39 protein-coding genes and 1 other RNA gene are annotated in these 18,198 nt (G+C 34.2%); 6 read left to right on the forward strand and 34 right to left on the reverse strand.

Translation table 11 applies throughout. The features are described from left to right. Positions 1-96 precede the first annotated feature (96 nt). Positions 97-492: a hypothetical protein; phage SPbeta gene (gene yoqY, locus BSU_20470; RefSeq protein ID NP_389929.1), complete on the reverse strand. Its 396-nt coding sequence runs from the start codon at positions 490-492 to the stop codon at positions 97-99. A gap of 54 nt (positions 493-546) precedes the next feature. Next, positions 547-768, reverse strand: a complete 222-nt coding sequence (gene yoqX, locus BSU_20480) for a conserved protein of unknown function; SPbeta phage (RefSeq protein NP_389930.1) — start codon at positions 766-768, stop codon at positions 547-549. Between the two features lie 70 nt (positions 769-838). Here yoqX and yoqW point away from each other — a divergent pair, with 70 nt between their 5' ends. Then, positions 839-1,513, forward strand: a complete 675-nt coding sequence (gene yoqW, locus BSU_20490; RefSeq protein ID NP_389931.1) for a putative stress-associated peptidase; putative general secretion pathway protein; phage SPbeta — start codon at positions 839-841, stop codon at positions 1,511-1,513. Positions 1,514-1,582: 69 nt separating this feature from the next. Continuing rightward, a complete protein-coding gene (gene yoqV / locus BSU_20500) occupies positions 1,583-2,395 on the forward strand; it encodes a DNA ligase-like protein; bacteriophage SPbeta (protein ID NP_389932.1) in 813 nt (270 codons plus the stop codon). 65 nt (positions 2,396-2,460) lie between these two features. Here the strand turns inward: yoqV and yoqU are convergent, their stop codons facing one another. Continuing rightward, positions 2,461-2,874: a conserved hypothetical protein; phage SPbeta gene (yoqU, locus tag BSU_20510; RefSeq protein NP_389933.1), complete on the reverse strand. Its 414-nt coding sequence runs from the start codon at positions 2,872-2,874 to the stop codon at positions 2,461-2,463. 165 nt (positions 2,875-3,039) lie between these two features. Here yoqU and yoqT point away from each other — a divergent pair, with 165 nt between their 5' ends. Further along, the gene (yoqT, locus tag BSU_20520; protein NP_389934.1) at positions 3,040-3,189 is read left to right on the forward strand and encodes a conserved hypothetical protein; phage SPbeta; all 150 of its coding nucleotides are present in this window, start codon (positions 3,040-3,042) and stop codon (positions 3,187-3,189) included. 76 nt (positions 3,190-3,265) lie between these two features. Here yoqT and yoqS read toward each other — a convergent pair whose 3' ends face one another. The 3 genes from yoqS to yoqP are packed head-to-tail and all read right to left on the reverse strand — an operon-like array spanning position 3,266 to position 4,272. Next, positions 3,266-3,613: a putative RNA-binding protein; phage SPbeta gene (gene yoqS, locus BSU_20530; RefSeq protein NP_389935.1), complete on the reverse strand. Its 348-nt coding sequence runs from the start codon at positions 3,611-3,613 to the stop codon at positions 3,266-3,268. A gap of 1 nt (position 3,614) precedes the next feature. Then, complete coding sequence (yoqR, locus tag BSU_20540; protein ID NP_389936.1) at positions 3,615-3,971, reverse strand: hypothetical protein; phage SPbeta; 357 nt, start codon at positions 3,969-3,971, stop codon at positions 3,615-3,617. Further along, positions 3,931-4,272 (reverse strand): conserved hypothetical protein; phage SPbeta, encoded by a 342-nt coding sequence (yoqP, locus tag BSU_20550; protein NP_389937.1) that lies wholly within the window; start codon positions 4,270-4,272, stop codon positions 3,931-3,933. The genes yoqR and yoqP overlap by 41 nt, the downstream gene beginning before the upstream one ends. A 113-nt stretch (positions 4,273-4,385) precedes the next feature. On the opposite strand from yoqP, the gene yoqO reads away from it, so the two are divergent. Beyond that, positions 4,386-4,760 carry a putative membrane protein; phage SPbeta gene (gene yoqO / locus BSU_20560; RefSeq protein NP_389938.1) on the forward strand — a complete coding sequence of 125 codons (375 nt, stop codon included), beginning with the start codon at positions 4,386-4,388 and terminating at the stop codon, positions 4,758-4,760. 16 nt (positions 4,761-4,776) lie between these two features. On the opposite strand, the gene yoqN is transcribed toward yoqO, so the two are convergent. Beyond that, entirely contained in the window at positions 4,777-4,995 is a 219-nt protein-coding gene (yoqN, locus tag BSU_20570) for a consserved hypothetical protein; phage SPbeta (protein NP_389939.1), read from the reverse strand. A 203-nt stretch (positions 4,996-5,198) separates the two neighbouring features. Here yoqN and yoqM point away from each other — a divergent pair, with 203 nt between their 5' ends. Further along, positions 5,199-5,477, forward strand: coding sequence for a putative membrane bound or exported protein; phage SPbeta (gene yoqM, locus BSU_20580; protein NP_389940.1), 279 nt, complete (start codon positions 5,199-5,201; stop codon positions 5,475-5,477). Positions 5,478-5,601: 124 nt separating this feature from the next. Here yoqM and yoqL read toward each other — a convergent pair whose 3' ends face one another. The 19 genes from yoqL to yopT form a co-directional block, all read right to left on the reverse strand. Then, positions 5,602-6,294: a putative endonuclease; phage SPbeta gene (yoqL, locus tag BSU_20590; protein NP_389941.1), complete on the reverse strand. Its 693-nt coding sequence runs from the start codon at positions 6,292-6,294 to the stop codon at positions 5,602-5,604. 39 nt (positions 6,295-6,333) lie between these two features. Beyond that, complete coding sequence (gene yoqK / locus BSU_20600) at positions 6,334-6,537, reverse strand: hypothetical protein; phage SPbeta (protein ID NP_389942.1); 204 nt, start codon at positions 6,535-6,537, stop codon at positions 6,334-6,336. A 19-nt stretch (positions 6,538-6,556) separates the two neighbouring features. Next, positions 6,557-7,072: a conserved hypothetical protein; phage SPbeta gene (gene yoqJ, locus BSU_20610; RefSeq protein NP_389943.1), complete on the reverse strand. Its 516-nt coding sequence runs from the start codon at positions 7,070-7,072 to the stop codon at positions 6,557-6,559. 210 nt (positions 7,073-7,282) lie between these two features. Further along, the gene (gene yoqI / locus BSU_20620; RefSeq protein NP_389944.1) at positions 7,283-7,477 is read right to left on the reverse strand and encodes a conserved hypothetical protein; phage SPbeta; all 195 of its coding nucleotides are present in this window, start codon (positions 7,475-7,477) and stop codon (positions 7,283-7,285) included. 48 nt (positions 7,478-7,525) lie between these two features. Further along, entirely contained in the window at positions 7,526-7,978 is a 453-nt protein-coding gene (yoqH, locus tag BSU_20630) for a conserved hypothetical protein; phage SPbeta (protein ID NP_389945.1), read from the reverse strand. A gap of 82 nt (positions 7,979-8,060) precedes the next feature. Further along, entirely contained in the window at positions 8,061-8,318 is a 258-nt protein-coding gene (gene yoqG / locus BSU_20640) for a conserved hypothetical protein; phage SPbeta (RefSeq protein ID NP_389946.1), read from the reverse strand. Between the two features lie 44 nt (positions 8,319-8,362). Then, complete coding sequence (gene yoqF, locus BSU_20650) at positions 8,363-8,566, reverse strand: hypothetical protein; phage SPbeta (RefSeq protein NP_389947.1); 204 nt, start codon at positions 8,564-8,566, stop codon at positions 8,363-8,365. Positions 8,567-8,574: 8 nt separating this feature from the next. Continuing rightward, entirely contained in the window at positions 8,575-8,739 is a 165-nt protein-coding gene (gene yoqE / locus BSU_20660; protein ID NP_389948.1) for a hypothetical protein; phage SPbeta, read from the reverse strand. Positions 8,740-8,792: 53 nt separating this feature from the next. Beyond that, complete coding sequence (gene yoqD, locus BSU_20670; RefSeq protein ID NP_389949.1) at positions 8,793-9,548, reverse strand: putative DNA-binding protein anti-repressor; phage SPbeta; 756 nt, start codon at positions 9,546-9,548, stop codon at positions 8,793-8,795. 40 nt (positions 9,549-9,588) lie between these two features. Then, a complete protein-coding gene (gene yoqC, locus BSU_20680; protein NP_389950.1) occupies positions 9,589-9,996 on the reverse strand; it encodes a putative SOS nucleotide-binding protein; phage SPbeta in 408 nt (135 codons plus the stop codon). A gap of 6 nt (positions 9,997-10,002) precedes the next feature. Further along, positions 10,003-10,341, reverse strand: a complete 339-nt coding sequence (gene yoqB, locus BSU_20690; protein ID NP_389951.1) for a conserved hypothetical protein; phage SPbeta — start codon at positions 10,339-10,341, stop codon at positions 10,003-10,005. Continuing rightward, positions 10,338-10,688 (reverse strand): hypothetical protein; phage SPbeta, encoded by a 351-nt coding sequence (gene yoqA, locus BSU_20700; protein ID NP_389952.1) that lies wholly within the window; start codon positions 10,686-10,688, stop codon positions 10,338-10,340. The genes yoqB and yoqA overlap by 4 nt, the downstream gene beginning before the upstream one ends. A gap of 12 nt (positions 10,689-10,700) precedes the next feature. Further along, positions 10,701-10,904 (reverse strand): conserved hypothetical protein; phage SPbeta, encoded by a 204-nt coding sequence (yopZ, locus tag BSU_20710; RefSeq protein NP_389953.1) that lies wholly within the window; start codon positions 10,902-10,904, stop codon positions 10,701-10,703. Between the two features lie 13 nt (positions 10,905-10,917). Beyond that, the gene (yopY, locus tag BSU_20720; RefSeq protein ID NP_389954.1) at positions 10,918-11,196 is read right to left on the reverse strand and encodes a conserved hypothetical protein; phage SPbeta; all 279 of its coding nucleotides are present in this window, start codon (positions 11,194-11,196) and stop codon (positions 10,918-10,920) included. Continuing rightward, positions 11,193-11,597 (reverse strand): conserved protein of unknown function; phage SPbeta, encoded by a 405-nt coding sequence (yopX, locus tag BSU_20730; RefSeq protein ID NP_389955.1) that lies wholly within the window; start codon positions 11,595-11,597, stop codon positions 11,193-11,195. The genes yopY and yopX overlap by 4 nt, the downstream gene beginning before the upstream one ends. Beyond that, positions 11,594-11,929 carry a hypothetical protein; phage SPbeta gene (gene yopW, locus BSU_20740; protein NP_389956.1) on the reverse strand — a complete coding sequence of 112 codons (336 nt, stop codon included), beginning with the start codon at positions 11,927-11,929 and terminating at the stop codon, positions 11,594-11,596. The genes yopX and yopW overlap by 4 nt, the downstream gene beginning before the upstream one ends. A gap of 88 nt (positions 11,930-12,017) precedes the next feature. Continuing rightward, the gene (yopV, locus tag BSU_20750; RefSeq protein ID NP_389957.1) at positions 12,018-12,212 is read right to left on the reverse strand and encodes a hypothetical protein; phage SPbeta; all 195 of its coding nucleotides are present in this window, start codon (positions 12,210-12,212) and stop codon (positions 12,018-12,020) included. Positions 12,213-12,323: 111 nt separating this feature from the next. Beyond that, positions 12,324-12,521, reverse strand: a complete 198-nt coding sequence (yopU, locus tag BSU_20760) for a hypothetical protein; phage SPbeta (RefSeq protein NP_389958.1) — start codon at positions 12,519-12,521, stop codon at positions 12,324-12,326. A 69-nt stretch (positions 12,522-12,590) separates the two neighbouring features. Beyond that, a complete protein-coding gene (gene yopT, locus BSU_20770) occupies positions 12,591-12,809 on the reverse strand; it encodes a conserved protein of unknown function; phage SPbeta (RefSeq protein NP_389959.1) in 219 nt (72 codons plus the stop codon). A 182-nt stretch (positions 12,810-12,991) separates the two neighbouring features. On the opposite strand from yopT, the gene yopS reads away from it, so the two are divergent. Then, positions 12,992-13,216, forward strand: coding sequence for a putative transcriptional regulator, lambda repressor-like; phage SPbeta (gene yopS, locus BSU_20780; protein NP_389960.1), 225 nt, complete (start codon positions 12,992-12,994; stop codon positions 13,214-13,216). Between the two features lie 188 nt (positions 13,217-13,404). Here the strand turns inward: yopS and yopR are convergent, their stop codons facing one another. The 8 genes from yopR to aimP form a co-directional block, all read right to left on the reverse strand. After that, positions 13,405-14,382 (reverse strand): putative DNA breaking-rejoining enzyme; phage SPbeta, encoded by a 978-nt coding sequence (gene yopR / locus BSU_20790; protein NP_389961.2) that lies wholly within the window; start codon positions 14,380-14,382, stop codon positions 13,405-13,407. A 23-nt stretch (positions 14,383-14,405) separates the two neighbouring features. Continuing rightward, positions 14,406-15,788: a conserved hypothetical protein; phage SPbeta gene (yopQ, locus tag BSU_20800; RefSeq protein NP_389962.1), complete on the reverse strand. Its 1,383-nt coding sequence runs from the start codon at positions 15,786-15,788 to the stop codon at positions 14,406-14,408. A 106-nt stretch (positions 15,789-15,894) separates the two neighbouring features. After that, positions 15,895-16,971 carry a putative phage integrase; phage SPbeta gene (yopP, locus tag BSU_20810; RefSeq protein NP_389963.1) on the reverse strand — a complete coding sequence of 359 codons (1,077 nt, stop codon included), beginning with the start codon at positions 16,969-16,971 and terminating at the stop codon, positions 15,895-15,897. Continuing rightward, a complete protein-coding gene (gene yopO, locus BSU_20820) occupies positions 16,961-17,173 on the reverse strand; it encodes a putative transcriptional regulator, lambda repressor-like; phage SPbeta (RefSeq protein NP_389964.1) in 213 nt (70 codons plus the stop codon). The genes yopP and yopO overlap by 11 nt, the downstream gene beginning before the upstream one ends. Before the next feature lie 47 nt (positions 17,174-17,220). Continuing rightward, positions 17,221-17,538 (reverse strand): hypothetical protein; phage SPbeta, encoded by a 318-nt coding sequence (yopN, locus tag BSU_20830; protein NP_389965.1) that lies wholly within the window; start codon positions 17,536-17,538, stop codon positions 17,221-17,223. Positions 17,539-17,540: 2 nt separating this feature from the next. Further along, entirely contained in the window at positions 17,541-17,741 is a 201-nt protein-coding gene (gene yopM / locus BSU_20840; protein NP_389966.1) for a hypothetical protein; phage SPbeta, read from the reverse strand. Positions 17,742-17,802: 61 nt separating this feature from the next. Then, positions 17,803-18,093, reverse strand: an RNA gene (aimX, locus tag BSU_ncRNA_1) — small RNA controlling lysogeny of phage SPbeta. Next, the gene (gene aimP / locus BSU_20850) at positions 18,068-18,193 is read right to left on the reverse strand and encodes an arbitrium lysis /lysogeny regulatory peptide; phage SPbeta (protein ID NP_389967.1); all 126 of its coding nucleotides are present in this window, start codon (positions 18,191-18,193) and stop codon (positions 18,068-18,070) included. The genes aimX and aimP overlap by 26 nt, the downstream gene beginning before the upstream one ends. Positions 18,194-18,198 lie beyond the last annotated feature (5 nt).

Raw genomic sequence — 18,198 nt, forward strand, 5'->3', positions numbered from 1 at the left:
AACAACTCTCCTTAAATAGGTTTATTTTTATTTTTTACTTTCATCTTATAAGCAATCACATTAGTACCACCCCCTTCTCCGAATAAAAAATTACTTTTATGCAGACTCAATACTGATGCCAGTATCTTTTAACAATTCAATTTGTTCCGATGGAATATCCGATTTCACCATACTCCACCCGACTAAGGTCATTCCGTAATAAAGATCGGTTAGTTCAACTTCATCATTCAACTCACCTTTTAATCGAATCATTCGATCTTTATATTTTTCATGACCAACAATATCAAAGCTCTGATTATAAATTGCATATGTTTTACCGTTTGCTTCGTTGTCTTGATATGGGGTATAGACTGCCCTGCCGTCAGACAAGCTCGGATCAGTTTTCAACCATTCATATACCTCTTCATCAGATTGAGCAAGCAAATATGTAAAGATACCCCGCTCACTTCCCTTGGGTGCAAAGTGCTCTAACATAATTTCATATAAGTTCATTTCAATTACCTCCCTGGATTCTGGTTAAAATATCGTTTTTATCTAGATTTCTGTTTACTTATTTCTTCTAATTTTATTTTTATCCAACAAATCAATAATGTAAGTTTCAAACATGTCATCCCAATAAGGATCTGTTCTCGCTATGTATTTCTTTGTTCTTCCGTTCTCCTCAATCTTAAAGGTTTGCCCCTTTTGAATATCGGTGAACTTTTTCTTTCTCCATATTCCCCTAATCAACACATCAACTTCTTTAACCTCAACTGTTTGCTGCGGCATCACATTCCTCCTTTTTGATTTTCGTGTATCAAGCCTGTACAATATTCAAAAACCCTAAAGGATGATGAACATGTGTGGCAGGTTCACTTTATTTTCTGAGTTTGATGACATCATTGAGCAATTCAATATAGATCAATTCTTACCTGAAGGTGAATATCACCCTAGCTATAATGTCGCTCCTTCACAAAACATCCTGACAATCATCAACGATGGATCCAATAACCGTCTGGGCAAACTTAGATGGGGTCTTATCCCTCCATGGGCTAAAGACGAAAAGATCGGCTATAAAATGATTAATGCCCGTGCTGAAACATTGTCCGAGAAACCCAGCTTTCGAAAGCCGCTCGTAAGCAAACGTTGTATCATACCGGCTGACAGTTTTTATGAATGGAAACGCCTTGATCCAAAGACTAAGATTCCTATGCGGATTAAACTTAAATCGTCCAATCTCTTCGCTTTTGCAGGCTTATACGAAAAGTGGAACACACCAGAAGGCAATCCTTTATACACTTGCACAATCATTACAACAAAGCCTAATGAGCTTATGGAAGACATCCATGATCGGATGCCGGTTATCCTTACTGATGAGAACGAAAAGGAATGGCTCAACCCTAAAAATACTGATCCTGATTATCTACAAAGCTTACTGCAGCCATATGATGCTGATGACATGGAAGCATACCAGGTTTCATCTTTAGTGAATTCACCTAAAAACAATTCACCTGAGCTCATTGAATCCCATTAAGTACCACTGCCATATCGCTTTATATATCACCTTCGCTTAGCTAATATGTTCTAAGTAGGAGGTGATATTTTGTTTGTATCGCCAATGCTATTGCATTCAATAAAAGAGCCTTTTAACGACGAGAACTATATCACTGAGCTCAAATTTGATGGAATCAGACTCATCCTTTCTAAATTTGATAATCAGATTAAGCTATACACTCGTCACAACAACGAAGTAACAAGTAAGTTCCCAGAACTCATGGACTTAGATATTCCAGATGGAACAGTGCTCGATGGTGAAGTTATTGTAGCTGCCTCAGGTGGTGCTCCTGACTTTGAGGCTGTAATGGAACGTTTTATGTCCAAAAAATCAGCTCATAATATTGTTTACTGTGTCTTTGATGTTATCTACAAAGACGGTCAATCAATTGCAGCTAAGCCACTCACTGAGCGTAAGACAGTTCTGAATTCACTTGAACTGGATCATCCTAATGTCTTTGTTATAGAGGGAACTCAAGGTAACGGTCTTGCTTACTTCAACCTGGCCAAAGAAAAGAATTTAGAGGGAATCGTAATCAAGAAAGCTAACTCCCCTTATGAGATCAATAAACGTTCGCATAATTGGCTTAAAGTGATTAATTACGATTACACTGAGGTTCTCATAACTGGCTACACCAAAAAGGATATAAAATTCCTTCTGTCTTATCCTGATGGAACTTCAGCTGGATTTATGGAATTTATGCCACATGCAGAACGAACTAAGTTCCACTCTATGAAACAAGTTAAGTCTGAATCTGATGAATATGTATTTATCGAACCTATCTTATGTAACGTTAAGCACAGATTTAAGACTAAGCACGGTAAACTCCGCATACCTTCCTTTGAATCCTGGAGAGTGTAATCTCTCCGTTACATAACTTCTTAGAGCCTAGCCTTTTAAAATTCAATGAAAATTTAGTACATGGATCAATTAGTATTCATCCATTCATCGAAGCTATAAGGATAATCAACAGTCTCTATAAACCCTATTTCTTTTGCCTTCTGACGGATTTTCATACATCCTTCATAGCTGTAAGCCCATATTTCTTTATAATCCCTCAGCTCGCCGCATTTCCCTGTTATGATGAACTTTCTAAAACTGTTGACCAGTTGCCACATGTTGCCTCCATGCGAAAAGCCGTTTGGACTCCCGTATCCCATTTCATACGGATAAACGTCATCACCCGTGTAATCATCAACGAAGAACAGTTTTTTCTTAAACCTGAAATACGCTATACGATCCTTTGACTTGCGGTAGAATGTACGATGATCAATGCTTGCAATAAGCTTTATCAGATCATTAATATCGTTCATGCGTTTTATTTGCTCTTGATTTGGCACTACGGTTACCTCCTTCCATTAAAATAAATATTTTATTTTAAATGCTATTTTTCTTTAAACCTTTTTAAATTTCCAAGCTTCATTTCACCTTTATTACTGCAAGCAGGTTGTCATACGCTTGCCATATAAAAGAGACTGGACATTTTTGTCTCGGAGGTGAAATAAATGGAATTAATCTTAGATTGTTTCGTGAATTGGTCATTTGACAAAATCATGGACTACATCTTAATTGCAGGACTTTATTTTGTGTTCAAATCGAAATCTAAACAGAATTATCCTGATCACTTCGAAGAAAAACGCCGGCATAGAAATTAATACTTTATGATCGTTATCGATACGTGTGCTTTTTCGATAACGATCCATCCTAATATGTTTAGTTAAAAACTATCTTTTATTCAATCTCTATATTCAACCCAGTTGATCCAACTTTGATTTCCCTCATCTCTCCAATCTGTGGCATATATAAATGTTTCTTTTCATTAGAAACAATTTCACCCTTCCAACAACCGTTTTGCACAAAGGATTTTGTCCCGATTGGTAAAGTTTGAAGATCTGCGTTCTCTATGTATTCTCCCTCCTCTCTATAAATATCTCCTTGTTCAGAAATCCTCCTTTTCGAAACTTTAATGTCGATTTTGTAAAGTGAATTTTCATCCTCAATCATTAATTTATATAGCCAATCAGTTATTTTTGATTGCTCTTCACTACCGTTAACCATATCGAAAATCTTCCTGTACATGTCATTCCTCTTCTTTTGAAAAATACTTGTCTACCACTTGTTTTTCTAAGTAAACGACACCGTCTATCAATATGCCTCTATGTATATCTACATCTTCAACAGTAACGGTTCCGCCTTTCCAGAAGTTATTTAGGCAATCTTCTTTAACAGTTAATGTTTGACCCTTATAATAATCATTCGAATCTTCTTTATTACTATTCAATTCAAGAATCTGGTCATTAAATTGAATTGTCACACCATCAGCAATTATCTTATCTCGCCCAACTTTACTTAGCGAATCCGCTAAAATAACAAACTCCTGATTATATTCTCCTCCATTAACATCCACTGTAATTGAGTATTGATTTCTTTTTTTCATTGATTTCCCTTCCGACCCCATCAGCTTGTCTAATAGTGTCTAACAACTCTTTCTTCTTGAAATAGGTCTTTTCCAAACGATTTACTTCCTTTTGCAATTCAGTAGCAGCATCATACTTAACGATCCATTCTCCTACTCCACAGACTTCTCTTTGTTCTTTCTCAAACGTTTTTATGTGATGGCCTTCAAACCAAACCCTTACTCTTGTTCCGTTTTCAAATTCATTATTAAAAGCAGCTGCTTTCTCAGTTCCCGCATAAATACATTTATACTTGCTGTCATCGACTACATAAGTGTTCATTATCTCCGCTCCTTTAAATCACGATTTTAATTTAACTTTAATGTGTATCATCTTGAGAAAATCCCCTTTAATTGGTAAACTCATACTTAACTTACATAAGAGTAGGTGATTCCTTGAGTAAAACAATCGGTATTACTGGATTTTTCTTAAGCATAGTAGTGCAATCATTTTCGGCGAATGATTCGCTATCCCACAAGATCGCTACGGGTTTATTATTTGTATCAATAGCAATTTATAATTTTGACCACGCTAAAGATTATTCCAAAGCATCCCTTGTCGTAATATGCCTCACCTTTTTCGTACTTGCCTTGGGTATTCATAAGCTTCTTTCCTTTTCGAGTGACTTATTTGACAATGTGAATATAAATTTCGGAGTAATATTCATCCTCCAAATCACATTAATAATTGGATCTGTTGCAATAGCTATCAGTATAATGAAATTTATCTGTGATCGTCTAAAAAAGAAACCTAACGGTAAAGAGTGTTAATTCCTCTTTGCCTTTTTTATGCTAAATACTTCTTCTTATGTGGTCTTCTATGTACAAAATCAAATGCTATATCAACTTTTGCATTTTCCTTCTCCTCTGCTACTCGCTCCGTAACAACGATTAGTTGTCCATTTTCCTGGCGGTCAATGCTATGGACTGAATATCCTTTAGCAGCGTAATATTCTCCGATAATCTCATCAACGTGGTTGCTAAGCAGATTCCTCTTTATCACCAACATAACCTCCACTTATTTTATTTTTATTCTATAGTTTTTTATGATTCCATCCTATAATCCATCTCTCCATTTGCCTTCTCATCTATCACGACATTAACCGACACACAATTTCCATATGTATGGGAGTAATTTCGCTATTTTGCCTTCTTTAAAAACCATATAATGTAATTGCAATACATTAAAAGGAAATGGAGATGGTTCAAATGAAATTAAGAAAAGTATTGACTGGTTCTGTTTTATCTCTTGGATTACTCGTTTCTGCTTCTCCTGCATTCGCTACTAGCCCATCTGCTATGGTTAAAGAGAATAACATTGTTCAAGACGAAATAAGTGTGAAAGAATTGCATACAAAGTATATTTACCATCACAATATTAATGATTTTAAAAATATTGAGAAAGACGAAAACGGTAGAAACTGGTACTTAAAAGGCATTGAATATAAAGATGGATGGTATGTAGGGAAGTACCAAGCAAATTATTGATTTATCGAGGGGGTGTTCCCCCCTCTTTCATTTTTAGGAGATTTTTTGCGCTCAATGTTTTCAAATTCCCCTCTATTTACTTGTGCAAGTATCATTACAGTATCAATTATGTATTTGTTGCAGCCTATCCTTTTGTCCTCCATTCTGAATCTTGTCGTTCCTCTTTAAAACGATTTAGCCACTCTTTGATCTTTAGTAATCTTTCGGATGAAAAGTTTTTGTTTGATGAGTTGTACCACTCTTCAAATGCAAAGTCGTGCTTTGAGCTATTGCAAGATTTACAAGCAGGTATGCAGTTGCTTATATCATTAGCCCCTTTGTGATCTACATGCTCTTTATGAAAATCACTTTGTATATAGGTTCCTTTGAATAATATCTTATGATCTTCAATTTTCAGCCCGCAATAGGAACACTTGTTGTTAAAATAGTCTTTGCACTTTTGCCACTGTACATCTGTAATGTTATGTTTCTTGTGAGCATCTCTTTGTAAACGGTAGTTTTTTAATTTTAGCTTGTTCTTTTCTTGCCAGATTTGTTGTGTTTTTTTCTTTTTCAAACTTGAGTTGTATTTCTTTTTGGCCTCTTTCATCCCTGGAAGAAGATTTCTTTCCCTCATTCGTTCAAGCTGTTTGTCATAATTCTTCAACATGCTTTCTTTAGCCTTTTTTAATACACAAGCTTTACAGTATGAATGAAGTCCATCCTTATTTTTCTTCACAGAGTAAAAATTCTCTTCAGTTGCCGGTAACCAGCTTTTACAACTTATACAATTCTTGTGATAATATCCGTTTATTATTTTATGCTTTTTACTATCAATTAATTTTTCACCTATATTAATTGCCCCCTGCTCTTTAGTCTATCTGTTAAACACATAATCATCAGTTAATTCCCTCTTGAATCGATAAAACTGTTTTATTTGATTTAGATCAATCCCAACCCAGCAATTGTCCACCATCCACCCTTTTGGTTTTAATTCACTTACGAAATGCTTTCTGGCTTCAATATCATCAGAATATATGTACAATCGTTCTTCATATGTTCTTTCTTCTATTAGTTTCAGAAAAGTTCACCTCTCCTTATCATCCAACAAAATACGTAATATCTAATTCAAAATTAAAATCAGGATGAAGTCTCCATAGCTGATGTCCTAAGTAAGTTTTCTTGGCGTAATTTAAGCAGTTTCTTGTACCACTTTTACTTCCATCATAAACAGCTACTATTGCCTCACTGTGATCAATCATGTATTCATTTCGCTTTTGCATCTTAGCTGGCGAAAACTCTCCTGGTTTCTCTCCACTAACTTTATATTTATCTAATTCTTCAACATTAATAATCTCATCTGCTACATTAAGCATACGTTTGTACCACATTTTTTGGTCTGCAGACCAAACTTTATCTTGTTCTTTGAAAGGTGTGGCAATTATGTTTTTGATATGAGGGTGTTTCTTCTTTAGAATATGCACACACCAACAAGCAGCCTGATCAGTTCCTAACGCTCCTCCAGTTATAAACCTATACTTGTTTTCCTTAGTGATTAATTCTTCAATTACTGCAAGCAGCTTATCTTTGAGTTTAAGCATTGTTGGATTTTTCATATCGTATCCACCCAATTTGTTCGGCCTATGACCAGTGAAGCACACAGTTTTCTTTCTTATAGACTCCTTTTCTTGATATATCCGCTCACGTTCATTTCTCTCAATTTCCATCTGCTTAATATATTCTGGATCACTAAGTTTTTTGAAATTGACTATCGGTTCTCACCCTTTCTTTAAAACAGTCTTTTTATTCAACCATTATTAACAGACCTATTCATACTCAACAATGACTTCATGGTTATCTACAAATAGATCATTCCCATTTGATAAGTGTACCCAGAAAGCTTCTTCTGGTTCTTCTCTATAGTCATAAATAGCAATTACCTTTGTATTTGATTCATCATTTATCGGTTTACCTACAGTTATTTTTGTGTTTTCTTCAGGTAAAATAATCGATTTAATCATTTACATCAATCCAATCCAAGTTTGTTTTACACTGTTGCCCCAAGACATTCAATAACAGGACTCAATATTTTTCGTTAATATACTTGGCCCCAACTTTTGTGTGCTAGAATTTGACAGACGCACTTGCACTTTAACATTCTTCATTTCGGCCGAAATTGTGTCAATTCTTCCCGCCCAACTAGGACTCTCTTCCTCAGGAGTAGGATAAAGTTTAAACCGCCAACTAATCTCACCTGGTTTAGTAGCAAATCCTTCGTAACTGTCGTAATTTCCAAAAGAAGAAGGTGCAGGAAGATGGACAGCAAGAATACTTATATTGGTTCTGGCAGCACTCGGTGGGTTCAATTGCACCTTATAGATTAATGCTACACCTTTAGCATTTTTAAGATTTTTATCTACCGGCTCCAGTATTACACTGCAAGGCATTGGACTGGCGTTTGTTTGAATGGGATAGGCAACAATAATACTTAAAAAGGATAAAACTAAAATAAATCGTTTCATTGAAAATTCCTCACAATTTTTTTAGTTAATTTCCCTTATTTCTGGATTGATTATTCATTTGTATTTGATTAAAACTTCAATTTTATTTTGATTTAATCTCAACAATTAGACTGTCAGGATAGTTTTTCAAATCAAGTGCGTTTACATGACAGTGACCTACATATCCTTCTTTATCAACGTAATTATAATAAAACTTTTCCCCATTATTAATGATAACTTCGCCATTATGTGTATACTCCATCTCTGTTCCTTTATACCAAGTTACTTGAACTTTTGTGCCAGGTTTGATTTTATTTAAATCAAATATTGTTATTTCTTTTAGCAGGTTCATTTTCTCCATTTTTATTCCCCCGATTCTCATTAAACTTCAATTAGACTCTGTTTTTAATCCCAATTAAAATGTTTGGGTCTAGCGACAAATTCGTAGTTCTCCTCCCAATCAAATTGTCTCAAACCATCTTCTTCAAATTCCCAGCATTCGCCGAGTAAAGGATCGTCTAATTCAGGAACTCTTTTTTTTAAAGTTCGAAGTTTGTTGAGATGACTAGCTGTTTTAAATTTAACTTTATCCATTGGTGCAAATTTCATTTTTCCATCTACTTTCTTTTAATTTTTCTTATTTCAAAACGCCATTTGTATGCATCTGTACCAATTCGATTGAATAGCTCTTTTCTTGCTTTTGTTTTTGAAGGCTCCTCAATTCCAAAGCAAAACTTTCGTGATCTAGTACTGTAAACTCCGTATAAAACATTATTCTCCATCTTCCATCCTCCGATTCTCTTTAAAATTTTACTTTTATCTAAAGTTTTCAAATCTATGATGCTATTTCTCTTTTGTGCCCATGTTTCTTTAGAAGATCAACAATAAAATCGGCACCTTTAGGAGTAACAAGAGTAATTGTTTTAATTCCAACACTTGTCTCCTGGGTCTTCACTTGAAAGAATCCTCTTTCTACATATTTTTGATATGGGGCGTTTTTGTTTGTTCCATCAATAAGAACTTTATTTTCCCTCAAAAAGCGAAATAAATTGTTTTGGCCCATTCCTTTTATGCCAATTGCTTTTGCCACTTGTCCTATTTTCATTAATCCATCTGTATTAAGAAAGCGATCATATTTCTCCACTTTTGGTTCAGCCAATGTTAATTGCTCCTGCAATTCTCGTTTTGCTTTTCTTTCAGTGAAATAAGCAATGGCACGTTCATCTTCATTCATATCTAGATATGTATCAATTAGGGACGGTCTTGCTTTTAACGCCTTCTCCATTTCTTCAAATTTAGAAACATATTGAGCTGTGAATAATACCCCTTTAGCACCAGTCATTTTATTAGCAACCATATCGCATCCTTTTCGGGTTAAATGGAAATGCTTCAATGAGCGACCAGTTGCATCTTTATATGTACTTTCTAAGAAAAATTCCACTGAACGCAATTTTGCGTTTAGTAAGATCGCTACATATCCATCAATACTTCTAAGTAAATCTGTATGTCTCTTACCTACCATCTCTGCCACTTCACGGCTGTCAACCAAAAGCTGTCCATTCTGTTCAATTACTGTTAGATAACTTTCCATTAAATACCTCCGTCTCATTTAATTTAAAATGCATCTTTTATCACTTCTTTGCAGCATAGCTCTCAAAGAATTCTTCAACTGATCTTAGATAACGGTATTTATTTGGATCTTCTGGGTTTCTGAATCTCTTCGATAACACCAATGACCAATTAAACATCAATGGGGAAAATCTTGCCCATTTGCTAAAGCTTAACTGTAGGCCTTTCCATTCCCTACCCGCTAGTTCTGCTAATTCTAGAATCTGATCTTCTTTTATGTTCACTTCGTCTTCAAACATCACTTGAATTTCTTCGTATGGTTTATGCCCAAAACAACAGTGGCGTGTTTTTAATCCAATTTTGAAATTTAAAATATCAATTAAATGAATCATTTGTGTATCAAGTTCATCATATGGGATACCATTTCGGATGAATTTTTCTCTTTGGTTTGTTTTCACATTAACCTCCAATAACAGTTACACCTCCTGGCCACTCCACGCTTCAAATTTTTCTATTGCAGCCTTTTGTTTATTTTCATGATTAATTTGCTCCTTTATGGAGTTTTCATAGTTAATAACTTCATTGATTGCCATCTGTATGTAATCGTAATCCCACTTTTCTTCGAAATAACTCGGAGCGAAGTCTCCTTCTCTTGTAAGACACTTGAATTTTTCTTTCCTGAAAAAACCGCGCACCTTTTTATATAAAGATACTTTGACAAAACCTTTTGAGTGTCTATCGTTATAAATGCTAACGGCATACTCATTCCCTTCAACTGATGTCACGGGATATTTGTGCAAATGAAATTCCTTCATTCCACGTCCTCCTCATAAAGTCGTTTGTATCTTTGAACTGCTTTTCCTTTCGAATATAAAAATTCAGGTTTATATAAGATTAAAACCGGTAGTTTGTCTATGGTCAGAACAGTGTTGTCGTCCTTATCTACGACTAATTCAGCCCGTTCAATTGTTTCCTCCAACGGTACGTTACAGTGTTCAAATGCTTTTTTAATCTCTGCATCGAAAACCCGTTTCTGTTCATCAAACGTCTTCCAAATATCATTTTGCCAGCCTTCAATAGGTGCAGAATTAACCAGAAATGATTCTCCATCCGGCGTAATCATTCGGAACTTCAATTCGTTGTTATCTATTTCCTCCATCACTCAACGCCCTCCTTATCCCCAAAGGTATTTTATAGCACTAACAATTCCATAAACGATCCAGGATGAAGCGAAAAACAACAGTCTCCAATTTTGAGTGACGATCTGTTTGTTCTGACATTCGACCGTCTGCCCTAATTCCTCATTCCTGCGACGCAATTCCTTATTTTCTTTTTCGATAACGTCGATCTGTGCCTGTAATTGCATTTCACTTGTCACTCCGCGCCCTCCTTTACTCTTTCCATTGGAACCCGATATTTAAATTCACCTGTTTCGGACTTAATATCTTAATTCGGCTCCAATCTTCAAACAAACTTTTCAAATCGTTCTTTGTTGATACAGTTTTAACATGGAACGTCTCTAAATCGATTAAATGTATCTTATTTCTATTTGTAACATCCATTTTCACAATCCAAACATCGTCATTTCTTAAAATGAAGTATCCATCTTGGATATCATTAATTGATAACCCTTTGCGCTTCTCTTGTTTTACTTTCAAATTGATTGTCATTTCACACCCTCCAATAACTCAGGATTTTGATAAACGTCTCCGATTACTTCAATAGTTGCATATTCCACCCACCCGACGGCAGTCACGTCATAATCAGCGGAAATTTTTGATACATCTACTTGGAAAACGCCATCTGAAAACTTAACTTCGCAAACATCTGATGATTCTTTATCATCACTCGTTATTTTTACTATAGACCTATCATAAATAAATTTGCCTCTTACCTTTGCTCCCCACATGAGAGCCGCGTTTCTATTCGTGCTGTCTACAACCGGAACCAAAACATCTGTGTATAAACGTTTCAAAGTCCAATCGCCGTTGCTTTTGATGATAAGGCTCAAACCTTCATCATCCCAATAATGCATCTGCTCGCCGTCCCAAACTCTGTATGCTGTGTTCATTCAACTGGATCCTCCTCATCCGTATTTATGATTGCTCCAATTAGCTTAGTTAAATGAATCACTTGATCTTTATTTACAGCTGTGATTGCACCATACGGATGCTCTATGAAACATACTTCATTATTTTCATTGGTATATAAAGTACAATTACATGTAGTACACACATAATTTTCGTTAATCGTTTGGTCTGCTAAATTAATTAAAGACCCTTCATCATGATCCAGCACTTCAATTTTCTTACCTTCTTCATAATCACTGATTTCAAGTTTTAACTCACCGAAAAACACTAATGGTTTAAGACAGAGCTTCAATTCATCTAATGATAATTCCAAGTGATATCCCCCTCCAATTCGAATCTCGATGAAACTTACATTTTATCCACTAATTTTAATTTTGTTACCTTAGTGAAAATTACACAATTCAATATGTACTTACTTCTTTGCCCTTACTTTCTTCTTCTCTTAACATATCTTCAGCTATATACATCCCCTCGTAAGCATAATCAATTATTGAATGAAATTCTCCGATGACTCTTCGTAAATTTTCCTCTTCTTTGTATGCTTTTAATCGCAGAATCGTTTTCATTAATTTATCGAGCTTTTCATCAAGCAACATAGCTCTCTTTACCATCTCCTATATACATATTATTTGTATTTGAATAAACTATAACCCATCATTTAATATCTGTCAATTAGATTCGGCCAATTTATGTGACCGAATCTAATTTTAATCTGAGAACATAAAGATCAATTCATTGATGTCATCCCTAAGCTTAACGAGGCTTTGTGGTGTAACTGAAATTGTAATATCTAATTTCTCTCCCTTGAAACAAAGTAGGAATTGATAATGTTCTGAAGTCAGCAATTTTTTTGTAAGTTTCAGACTAACCTCTTTGTAATTATCTTGATCAACAAATATATTCAAAACAATACCTTCATTCTCCTCTTGCTGCTGATTACATTATGTTTAATGGAGTCTTTCTTTTTTTTATTTTTACTCAGGCAATTCTTCTGTATTTGTTATTTCATATTCCATATCACTTAATTTAAAATTTTCAACTGATCCGTCAGCTTTTAAAAACGAGACTTCTTTAGATAAAAGTAAATTTTCACAAATCCTGGTTACTAATGTTTCAGAGACTTCTGGACTATCTGCTTTGTTTTTGAGTACAATCTCCAGATTCAGTGCAATATTGTTTAAATAACCTGCCATCCTCATTCTCCTATGTTCAATTTTCTGTGATAAACCCTTAAGGTGTTAAGGGAACGTGCGTTCTGTTTTGTATAATCATTATACATAGAAAGTAGGTGTTATGCTAGTGGTTATTTATCGGCTTCGTATGGTATGATATGTATTATGTCTTTCCATAACAGAACGCAGGAGGATGTCCGATTATGATTAAAGTTGAGATCGGGCAATGCTTGATACCTGAATTATGTAGAAAGAAAGACATTACAATCAATGAACTTTCAGAGATAACTGGGATTAAGAAACAGCAGCTGAGCGACTATAATCGATTAGTTAAAGTAGATATGTCTATTCGAACTGCAAAAAGAATTGCTGCTGCTTTAGATTGTAATGTCGAAGACCTCTATGAATTCAAGGTTGAAAGGCATTGAAACGACTAAGACTTTGGTCTTGGTCTCCTCCTTAGTAAACCATATGGTTTACATGACCATCTTACTACATTTAAACATGTATTTAAAGTGATTATTTTGTCTATTTTTGTCGAAATGCGAATTTTTTCACAATTTTTTGAGATAAAAGAAAAATCCATTTAACCAAAATAGTCAAATGGATTTCATATTTAAATGGTCGTCTCTTTTAGACCTAGTTCTTCTGCGTAATATTTATTAACTTCTTCCTCATTAATATAATCTTGCATTGAATAAACTGCTCGATATTTGGATTTTACCCTTAAATTAAAGTCATCTATAATCTGATACCTTACAGAGTTATCAATAACCCCTTTTTCTTTATAAAGCTGATATGCTCTATACAAATGACCAGATCTAACAATAGTATTTGGTGTTAAAAAGTTAATTTTAAAGAACTCAGATATATCAGTAATTAGATTAGTTATGACAAATTTACTTGCTTGGCCGTCTCCTTTGTTGGACGTTCTTTTTGTTTTAACTACATAATCATTTTCAACTAAAAAGACTTCTTTTGTTTGGCCTTTTGCCTTCCCATTCTTTAATTTATATTTAGTTTCCTGAGCTGCATTTAAGGCAATAACAAGACATTCACTACTAACTTTTAGTTTTCGTTCACCGTGCTTTGAATCATAGAGGGTTAAAACGTTACCGTTAAGCATTGCATCCTCAACTTGCTTCTTCGTTAAACTTAGCAATTCAGAATGAGCTAAACCAGAAACTCCTTCAAAAAGTAGTCTTAACACAGCCTTAGATTGATAATTAACTAATTGATTTTCCATTTCCTCTAATTCACTATAAGTAATATATAATTTTTTGTCCCCGAGACATTCATAAAGCTCTTCTTCAGAAATAGTTCTTGCTAAATTGGTTAATCCTTTACTTAACTTATATGAAATTGCCCAATCAATATACAATGACAATAATGCTAAGGTTCTTCGAACACTACCGATAGTGGTTTGATCGAATGATCGTATAAGTTCTAAAATTTGCATTGATGTGAAATCATAAATGTCTTTATTATATAAAGTCTCAGTAATCTCTGCTTTTGCAAAAATAGGCCTCATCTGCATAACCATACCCTCAGATAAGGTATCTAAATATTTTTCCTTAATCTCACTATTGAACATTGCAACAAACAACTCCTAAGTAATTACTCGTCTATTTTTAAATTATTGAAGAAATTCCATATCTTTTGTGGTGATTTAGCATTTCCATTCTTGTCTACTACACCTAATTCATCCCACAACTTATTTTTCTTACTAAAATCTATAGAGCCTAAAACATCAGTAATCTTACTTTCCAACTCGTCTAGGCTTACCCCATCTAATTGCAATTTCTTAGCTAATCCCACATAACCATTAAAGAACAAATAGTTGTTTACAAAACTTCTCTTCCGTTCTTTTGCTATATCACCTAAGAACTCATCTACATATTGTGTAGCTAAAGCATCAAAGAAAGATGTAAGGTATCTTGCAGTTTTTAAGATGTCTGCTTGAGTAGAAAAATCTTTTTTAGAATAGCTTCTTTCAATTGCCTTTTTGAAGTCAGAAAAAGTTATAAGTAAGTTTTGATTCTGATTTATCCAGTCTCCATTTGTCTTTATATAATCACCAATTATGCTATTGTCCTGAATAAACTTAACAATTTTATTTGAATAAACATTTTGACTCATCTCAGCCACTTTAGATTTTTTAACTGGGTTTATTGTGTTTTGTTGCCCAAAATGCTCTCTCGCCCTTTTTTGAGTGTAGTTATAGATGTCCACTTTAAAGGTTTCTTCAAACAAATGATCTAACTCAGGATGTTGTCTTATAGCCATAGTAATGCCTATTAGCCGGTGATACCCGTCTAAAACGTCTAAAATGGTGTCTTCAGTCACTGTAAGAGACATAGTGTCGTCATCATATTTTAATTCTTCGCCACAACTTGCGCTTCCAACACGTGCATTAAACGTAAAAACTGATTTAATTAATTTCCCATCTAAGAACAGTTCCTTTATTTCTTCAACCGATTGTTTATTGAGCTGCGGTACAGGTATCTCAATATCTGAGCCCTCTAGTTTTTTCGTTTTGTTCGTTCTTTGAGCATTAGGATTATAGTGCAATAACTTATTTTCAAATAGCATAAACAACTCTTTAGCAGTGATGGGGAAGAAATAATTATCATCCGAATACTTTACAACTTGTTTGAATGTATACGGAAATTTTATATCTTCCTCCACAGATCCTTCCCATAACGTTTCAATTTCTCTCATATCCGTTTCTGTGAAGTAATTTCGTGGATTAAACCTTTCACTTTCAAGAACTGAGTATAGGGACTTGGCTAAAAAGTACATATATTCTTTAGAAATTTCGACTTCTGGATTTTCTATATCATAAATTAATTTTTGTGTTGTCCCTGGAGTAATTTTATTTTTAGCCATCTCTAATTGAATATCGTTAATAAAAGATCTTATGTGTTTATTTTTCGAGATAGCATCTTTCATTTCTGAAAGCAGTTTCTCATTTGCAGACTGATCAAAGATCACTGTCATATAGCCTTTCACCTCATGTCATGTTGCTAAATTTAAAGTTACCAAAGGCAATCTGGTTAATCAAGAAGAATTATCATTTGAACTGAGTAATATACCGAAAAAATGATTATCGCTCATTTACATGCTTTATAAACTTTTTTAATGTAACAAGATCAGCGTTTTCAAAAAAACTAATAAAATCCTCTTGGGTTGCTTCATATAGTGGATTTAAATCGATTTTTTCATCCATTGTTACACCAGCAGAGTTCGCTATGTTAATCTTTCTGCTCATATATCTCTCTGTTGTTAATGTGTTTTTATGATTTCCTTGTTCTTTTGCTGCAAGTAAATCGTGACCAGAATTCTCATAGACATAGTCAATTCCTACACCCTTAAATGAGTGTAAGACTAATTCTCTTTCAGGAGGTATTCCTAACCTTTTTTTCGACCTTTTTAAGGAGTGTCGTAAAGATTGTTCCGAAAGCCCCTGAAAAACCAATTCAGTTTCGCTGTCATCCTCTTCCTTCAGCTGCAACAATTCCTCATAAAATACCTGGTTAATGCCTGTAGACACAACCTGAGATCCTTTATCAATAACTGTTACTATATAATGGCCTGTACTTTCATCAAGCTGTATGTCTTTCCATCTTACTCGCAAAATCGCACTTACACGAAAAGAAGTTCTGATGGCGAATTTAACAAACAGCTTTTTCATTAAAGGTTTCTGTCTTTCATTTATATACATATCCTGAGCGATTCTTTCGGCTTCTGTCTGGGTTGTTTTATCCCAGTTTTTAGTTACTGTTTTAAGCCTTTCGACAGTATTAAACACCGACAAGTCAATATAGTCCTTATAATCATGCTCCAAATATGTATAGAGCATCTTCAAGGAGGTCATTTTTCTGTTAATACTATTATTAACTAATCCCTTTTCCTGAAGATACTTCACATAGTTGCTTAATTCGCTTTTACTTACAACTAAATCATCGGGAACTAAACTTTTGACATCTTTACCTTTAATCACACTAAAGAACTGCTTAATATCCCCTTCATAATTCTTTCTGGTGTTCGACACCCTTCTAGTTGATGAAGGCATCATATAGTTAGAATTCCCTGAGCTACTTCTTATATCTTTATTGATTAAAAAGCCCTCGATATCATCGTAAACCGCATAATTTTTTAATTGTTTAATTTTATTTTGCATTATCTTCTCCTCCTTTCTCATCTAATAACTCATCAATAGAGACATTCAACACCAGAGCGATAAGCTTTATGGTTGTAACATCTGATTCATCTGGCATTTCAATGATTTTGTTTAATGTCTGCATATCAATCATTGTCTCCCTCGACAATTCCTCTATTGTGATGCCACGTTTGACCATTAGCTGTTTTATTCGCTCTGACATGTCAACCTCCTATTTTTATGTATACTATAGACTGCAGTGCGTATATGTTATGGTTGATAAATAAACTCTTCAAATTCAATTGCAATGTGTCGTTTTAAATTCTTCACAAAATGTATTAGGGATCTAAAATGCGGATTATTTTCAATGCTTCTTTTTAATCCATCTCCACCTAATAATACTCTATTTAGATCTTTTAATAATGCTGCTATCTCTATTTTTGCACCATGTAGATCATCTTCAGTTTTTGCATTAACAATCATTTTCCTAATGTTTAGTACACTCTCTATGTAAGTTTGTTTAGCATTTAATACAAAATCGGCATCAATATCTTTATGATTTGTAGACCTAAGTTCTACAACATGCATCATTAATCCTCCTTGTATTCGCTTAGCAATTTCATGTATCCTTTAGTTAGTTGTTTTCGAACATTTTCATTCTTCATTATTTTTGACTTTTCAATGCTTTTTTCATGAAAAAACAAATCATTTTTAACTAAGCTTTCAACTTTCTTTTGGTAAATGGTTTTATGCATTGTCATACTGTTTTTTAAGTAACTAATTGCGGACATACCACCAACCTCCTATATACATATTTTTTATCTTTTGCATCTATAGCAATTGTAATGCATTACAAAAGGGAAGTAAAGATTTTTTTAACGACAAATAGCACATTCTACGCAATTTTTTTGCGAATGTGCTGCTTTGTAATGCATTTCATTTAATTAGGGTGTATGTATTTGAAGTTGATCACTAGATGTTATTAAAACCTAATATTTAAGTGATGGCCTTAAAACTACAAAAGACGCTTAGCTCAAAAGAGCCAAACGTCTTCCTTTTCTCTGTTTAATTTAATTAAATAAATAATAATACTAATAACTTTATGTGTCAATGGATTTTATGCTCCACGTGGCATTCCAGCAACCTCATAATCACCTGAAGCTTGTTGGATTGAAGAATCTGCACTTATGTAAGAAGTGCCTAGTGCGCCCAAGATAACTAAAGCCATAATAAGTTTTTTCATTGTCT

It is taken from the genome of Bacillus subtilis subsp. subtilis str. 168, from assembly GCF_000009045.1.
GTDB lineage: Bacteria > Bacillota > Bacilli > Bacillales > Bacillaceae > Bacillus > Bacillus subtilis.

Excerpts from the sequence above, each read along its gene's own strand:
- yoqY (NP_389929.1), bottom strand. The coding sequence starts at position 492 with ATGAACTTATATGAAATTATGTTAGAGCACTTTGCACCCAAGGGAAGT.
- yoqX (NP_389930.1), bottom strand. The coding sequence starts at position 768 with ATGCCGCAGCAAACAGTTGAGGTTAAAGAAGTTGATGTGTTGATTAGG.
- yoqW (NP_389931.1), top strand. The coding sequence starts at position 839 with ATGTGTGGCAGGTTCACTTTATTTTCTGAGTTTGATGACATCATTGAG.
- yoqT (NP_389934.1), top strand. The coding sequence starts at position 3,040 with ATGGAATTAATCTTAGATTGTTTCGTGAATTGGTCATTTGACAAAATC.
- yoqS (NP_389935.1), bottom strand. The coding sequence starts at position 3,613 with ATGTACAGGAAGATTTTCGATATGGTTAACGGTAGTGAAGAGCAATCA.
- yoqR (NP_389936.1), bottom strand. The coding sequence starts at position 3,971 with ATGAAAAAAAGAAATCAATACTCAATTACAGTGGATGTTAATGGAGGA.
- yoqP (NP_389937.1), bottom strand. The coding sequence starts at position 4,272 with ATGAACACTTATGTAGTCGATGACAGCAAGTATAAATGTATTTATGCG.
- yoqM (NP_389940.1), top strand. The coding sequence starts at position 5,199 with ATGAAATTAAGAAAAGTATTGACTGGTTCTGTTTTATCTCTTGGATTA.
- yoqJ (NP_389943.1), bottom strand. The coding sequence starts at position 7,072 with ATGAAAAATCCAACAATGCTTAAACTCAAAGATAAGCTGCTTGCAGTA.
- yoqI (NP_389944.1), bottom strand. The coding sequence starts at position 7,477 with ATGATTAAATCGATTATTTTACCTGAAGAAAACACAAAAATAACTGTA.
- yoqH (NP_389945.1), bottom strand. The coding sequence starts at position 7,978 with ATGAAACGATTTATTTTAGTTTTATCCTTTTTAAGTATTATTGTTGCC.
- yoqG (NP_389946.1), bottom strand. The coding sequence starts at position 8,318 with ATGGAGAAAATGAACCTGCTAAAAGAAATAACAATATTTGATTTAAAT.
- yoqF (NP_389947.1), bottom strand. The coding sequence starts at position 8,566 with ATGAAATTTGCACCAATGGATAAAGTTAAATTTAAAACAGCTAGTCAT.
- yoqE (NP_389948.1), bottom strand. The coding sequence starts at position 8,739 with ATGGAGAATAATGTTTTATACGGAGTTTACAGTACTAGATCACGAAAG.
- yoqD (NP_389949.1), bottom strand. The coding sequence starts at position 9,548 with ATGGAAAGTTATCTAACAGTAATTGAACAGAATGGACAGCTTTTGGTT.
- yoqB (NP_389951.1), bottom strand. The coding sequence starts at position 10,341 with ATGAAGGAATTTCATTTGCACAAATATCCCGTGACATCAGTTGAAGGG.
- yopY (NP_389954.1), bottom strand. The coding sequence starts at position 11,196 with ATGACAATCAATTTGAAAGTAAAACAAGAGAAGCGCAAAGGGTTATCA.
- yopX (NP_389955.1), bottom strand. The coding sequence starts at position 11,597 with ATGAACACAGCATACAGAGTTTGGGACGGCGAGCAGATGCATTATTGG.
- yopV (NP_389957.1), bottom strand. The coding sequence starts at position 12,212 with ATGTTGCTTGATGAAAAGCTCGATAAATTAATGAAAACGATTCTGCGA.
- yopT (NP_389959.1), bottom strand. The coding sequence starts at position 12,809 with ATGGCAGGTTATTTAAACAATATTGCACTGAATCTGGAGATTGTACTC.
- yopS (NP_389960.1), top strand. The coding sequence starts at position 12,992 with ATGATTAAAGTTGAGATCGGGCAATGCTTGATACCTGAATTATGTAGA.
- yopR (NP_389961.2), bottom strand. The coding sequence starts at position 14,382 with ATGTTCAATAGTGAGATTAAGGAAAAATATTTAGATACCTTATCTGAG.
- yopQ (NP_389962.1), bottom strand. The coding sequence starts at position 15,788 with ATGACAGTGATCTTTGATCAGTCTGCAAATGAGAAACTGCTTTCAGAA.
- yopP (NP_389963.1), bottom strand. The coding sequence starts at position 16,971 with ATGCAAAATAAAATTAAACAATTAAAAAATTATGCGGTTTACGATGAT.
- yopO (NP_389964.1), bottom strand. The coding sequence starts at position 17,173 with ATGTCAGAGCGAATAAAACAGCTAATGGTCAAACGTGGCATCACAATA.
- yopN (NP_389965.1), bottom strand. The coding sequence starts at position 17,538 with ATGCATGTTGTAGAACTTAGGTCTACAAATCATAAAGATATTGATGCC.
- yopM (NP_389966.1), bottom strand. The coding sequence starts at position 17,741 with ATGTCCGCAATTAGTTACTTAAAAAACAGTATGACAATGCATAAAACC.
- aimP (NP_389967.1), bottom strand. The coding sequence starts at position 18,193 with ATGAAAAAACTTATTATGGCTTTAGTTATCTTGGGCGCACTAGGCACT.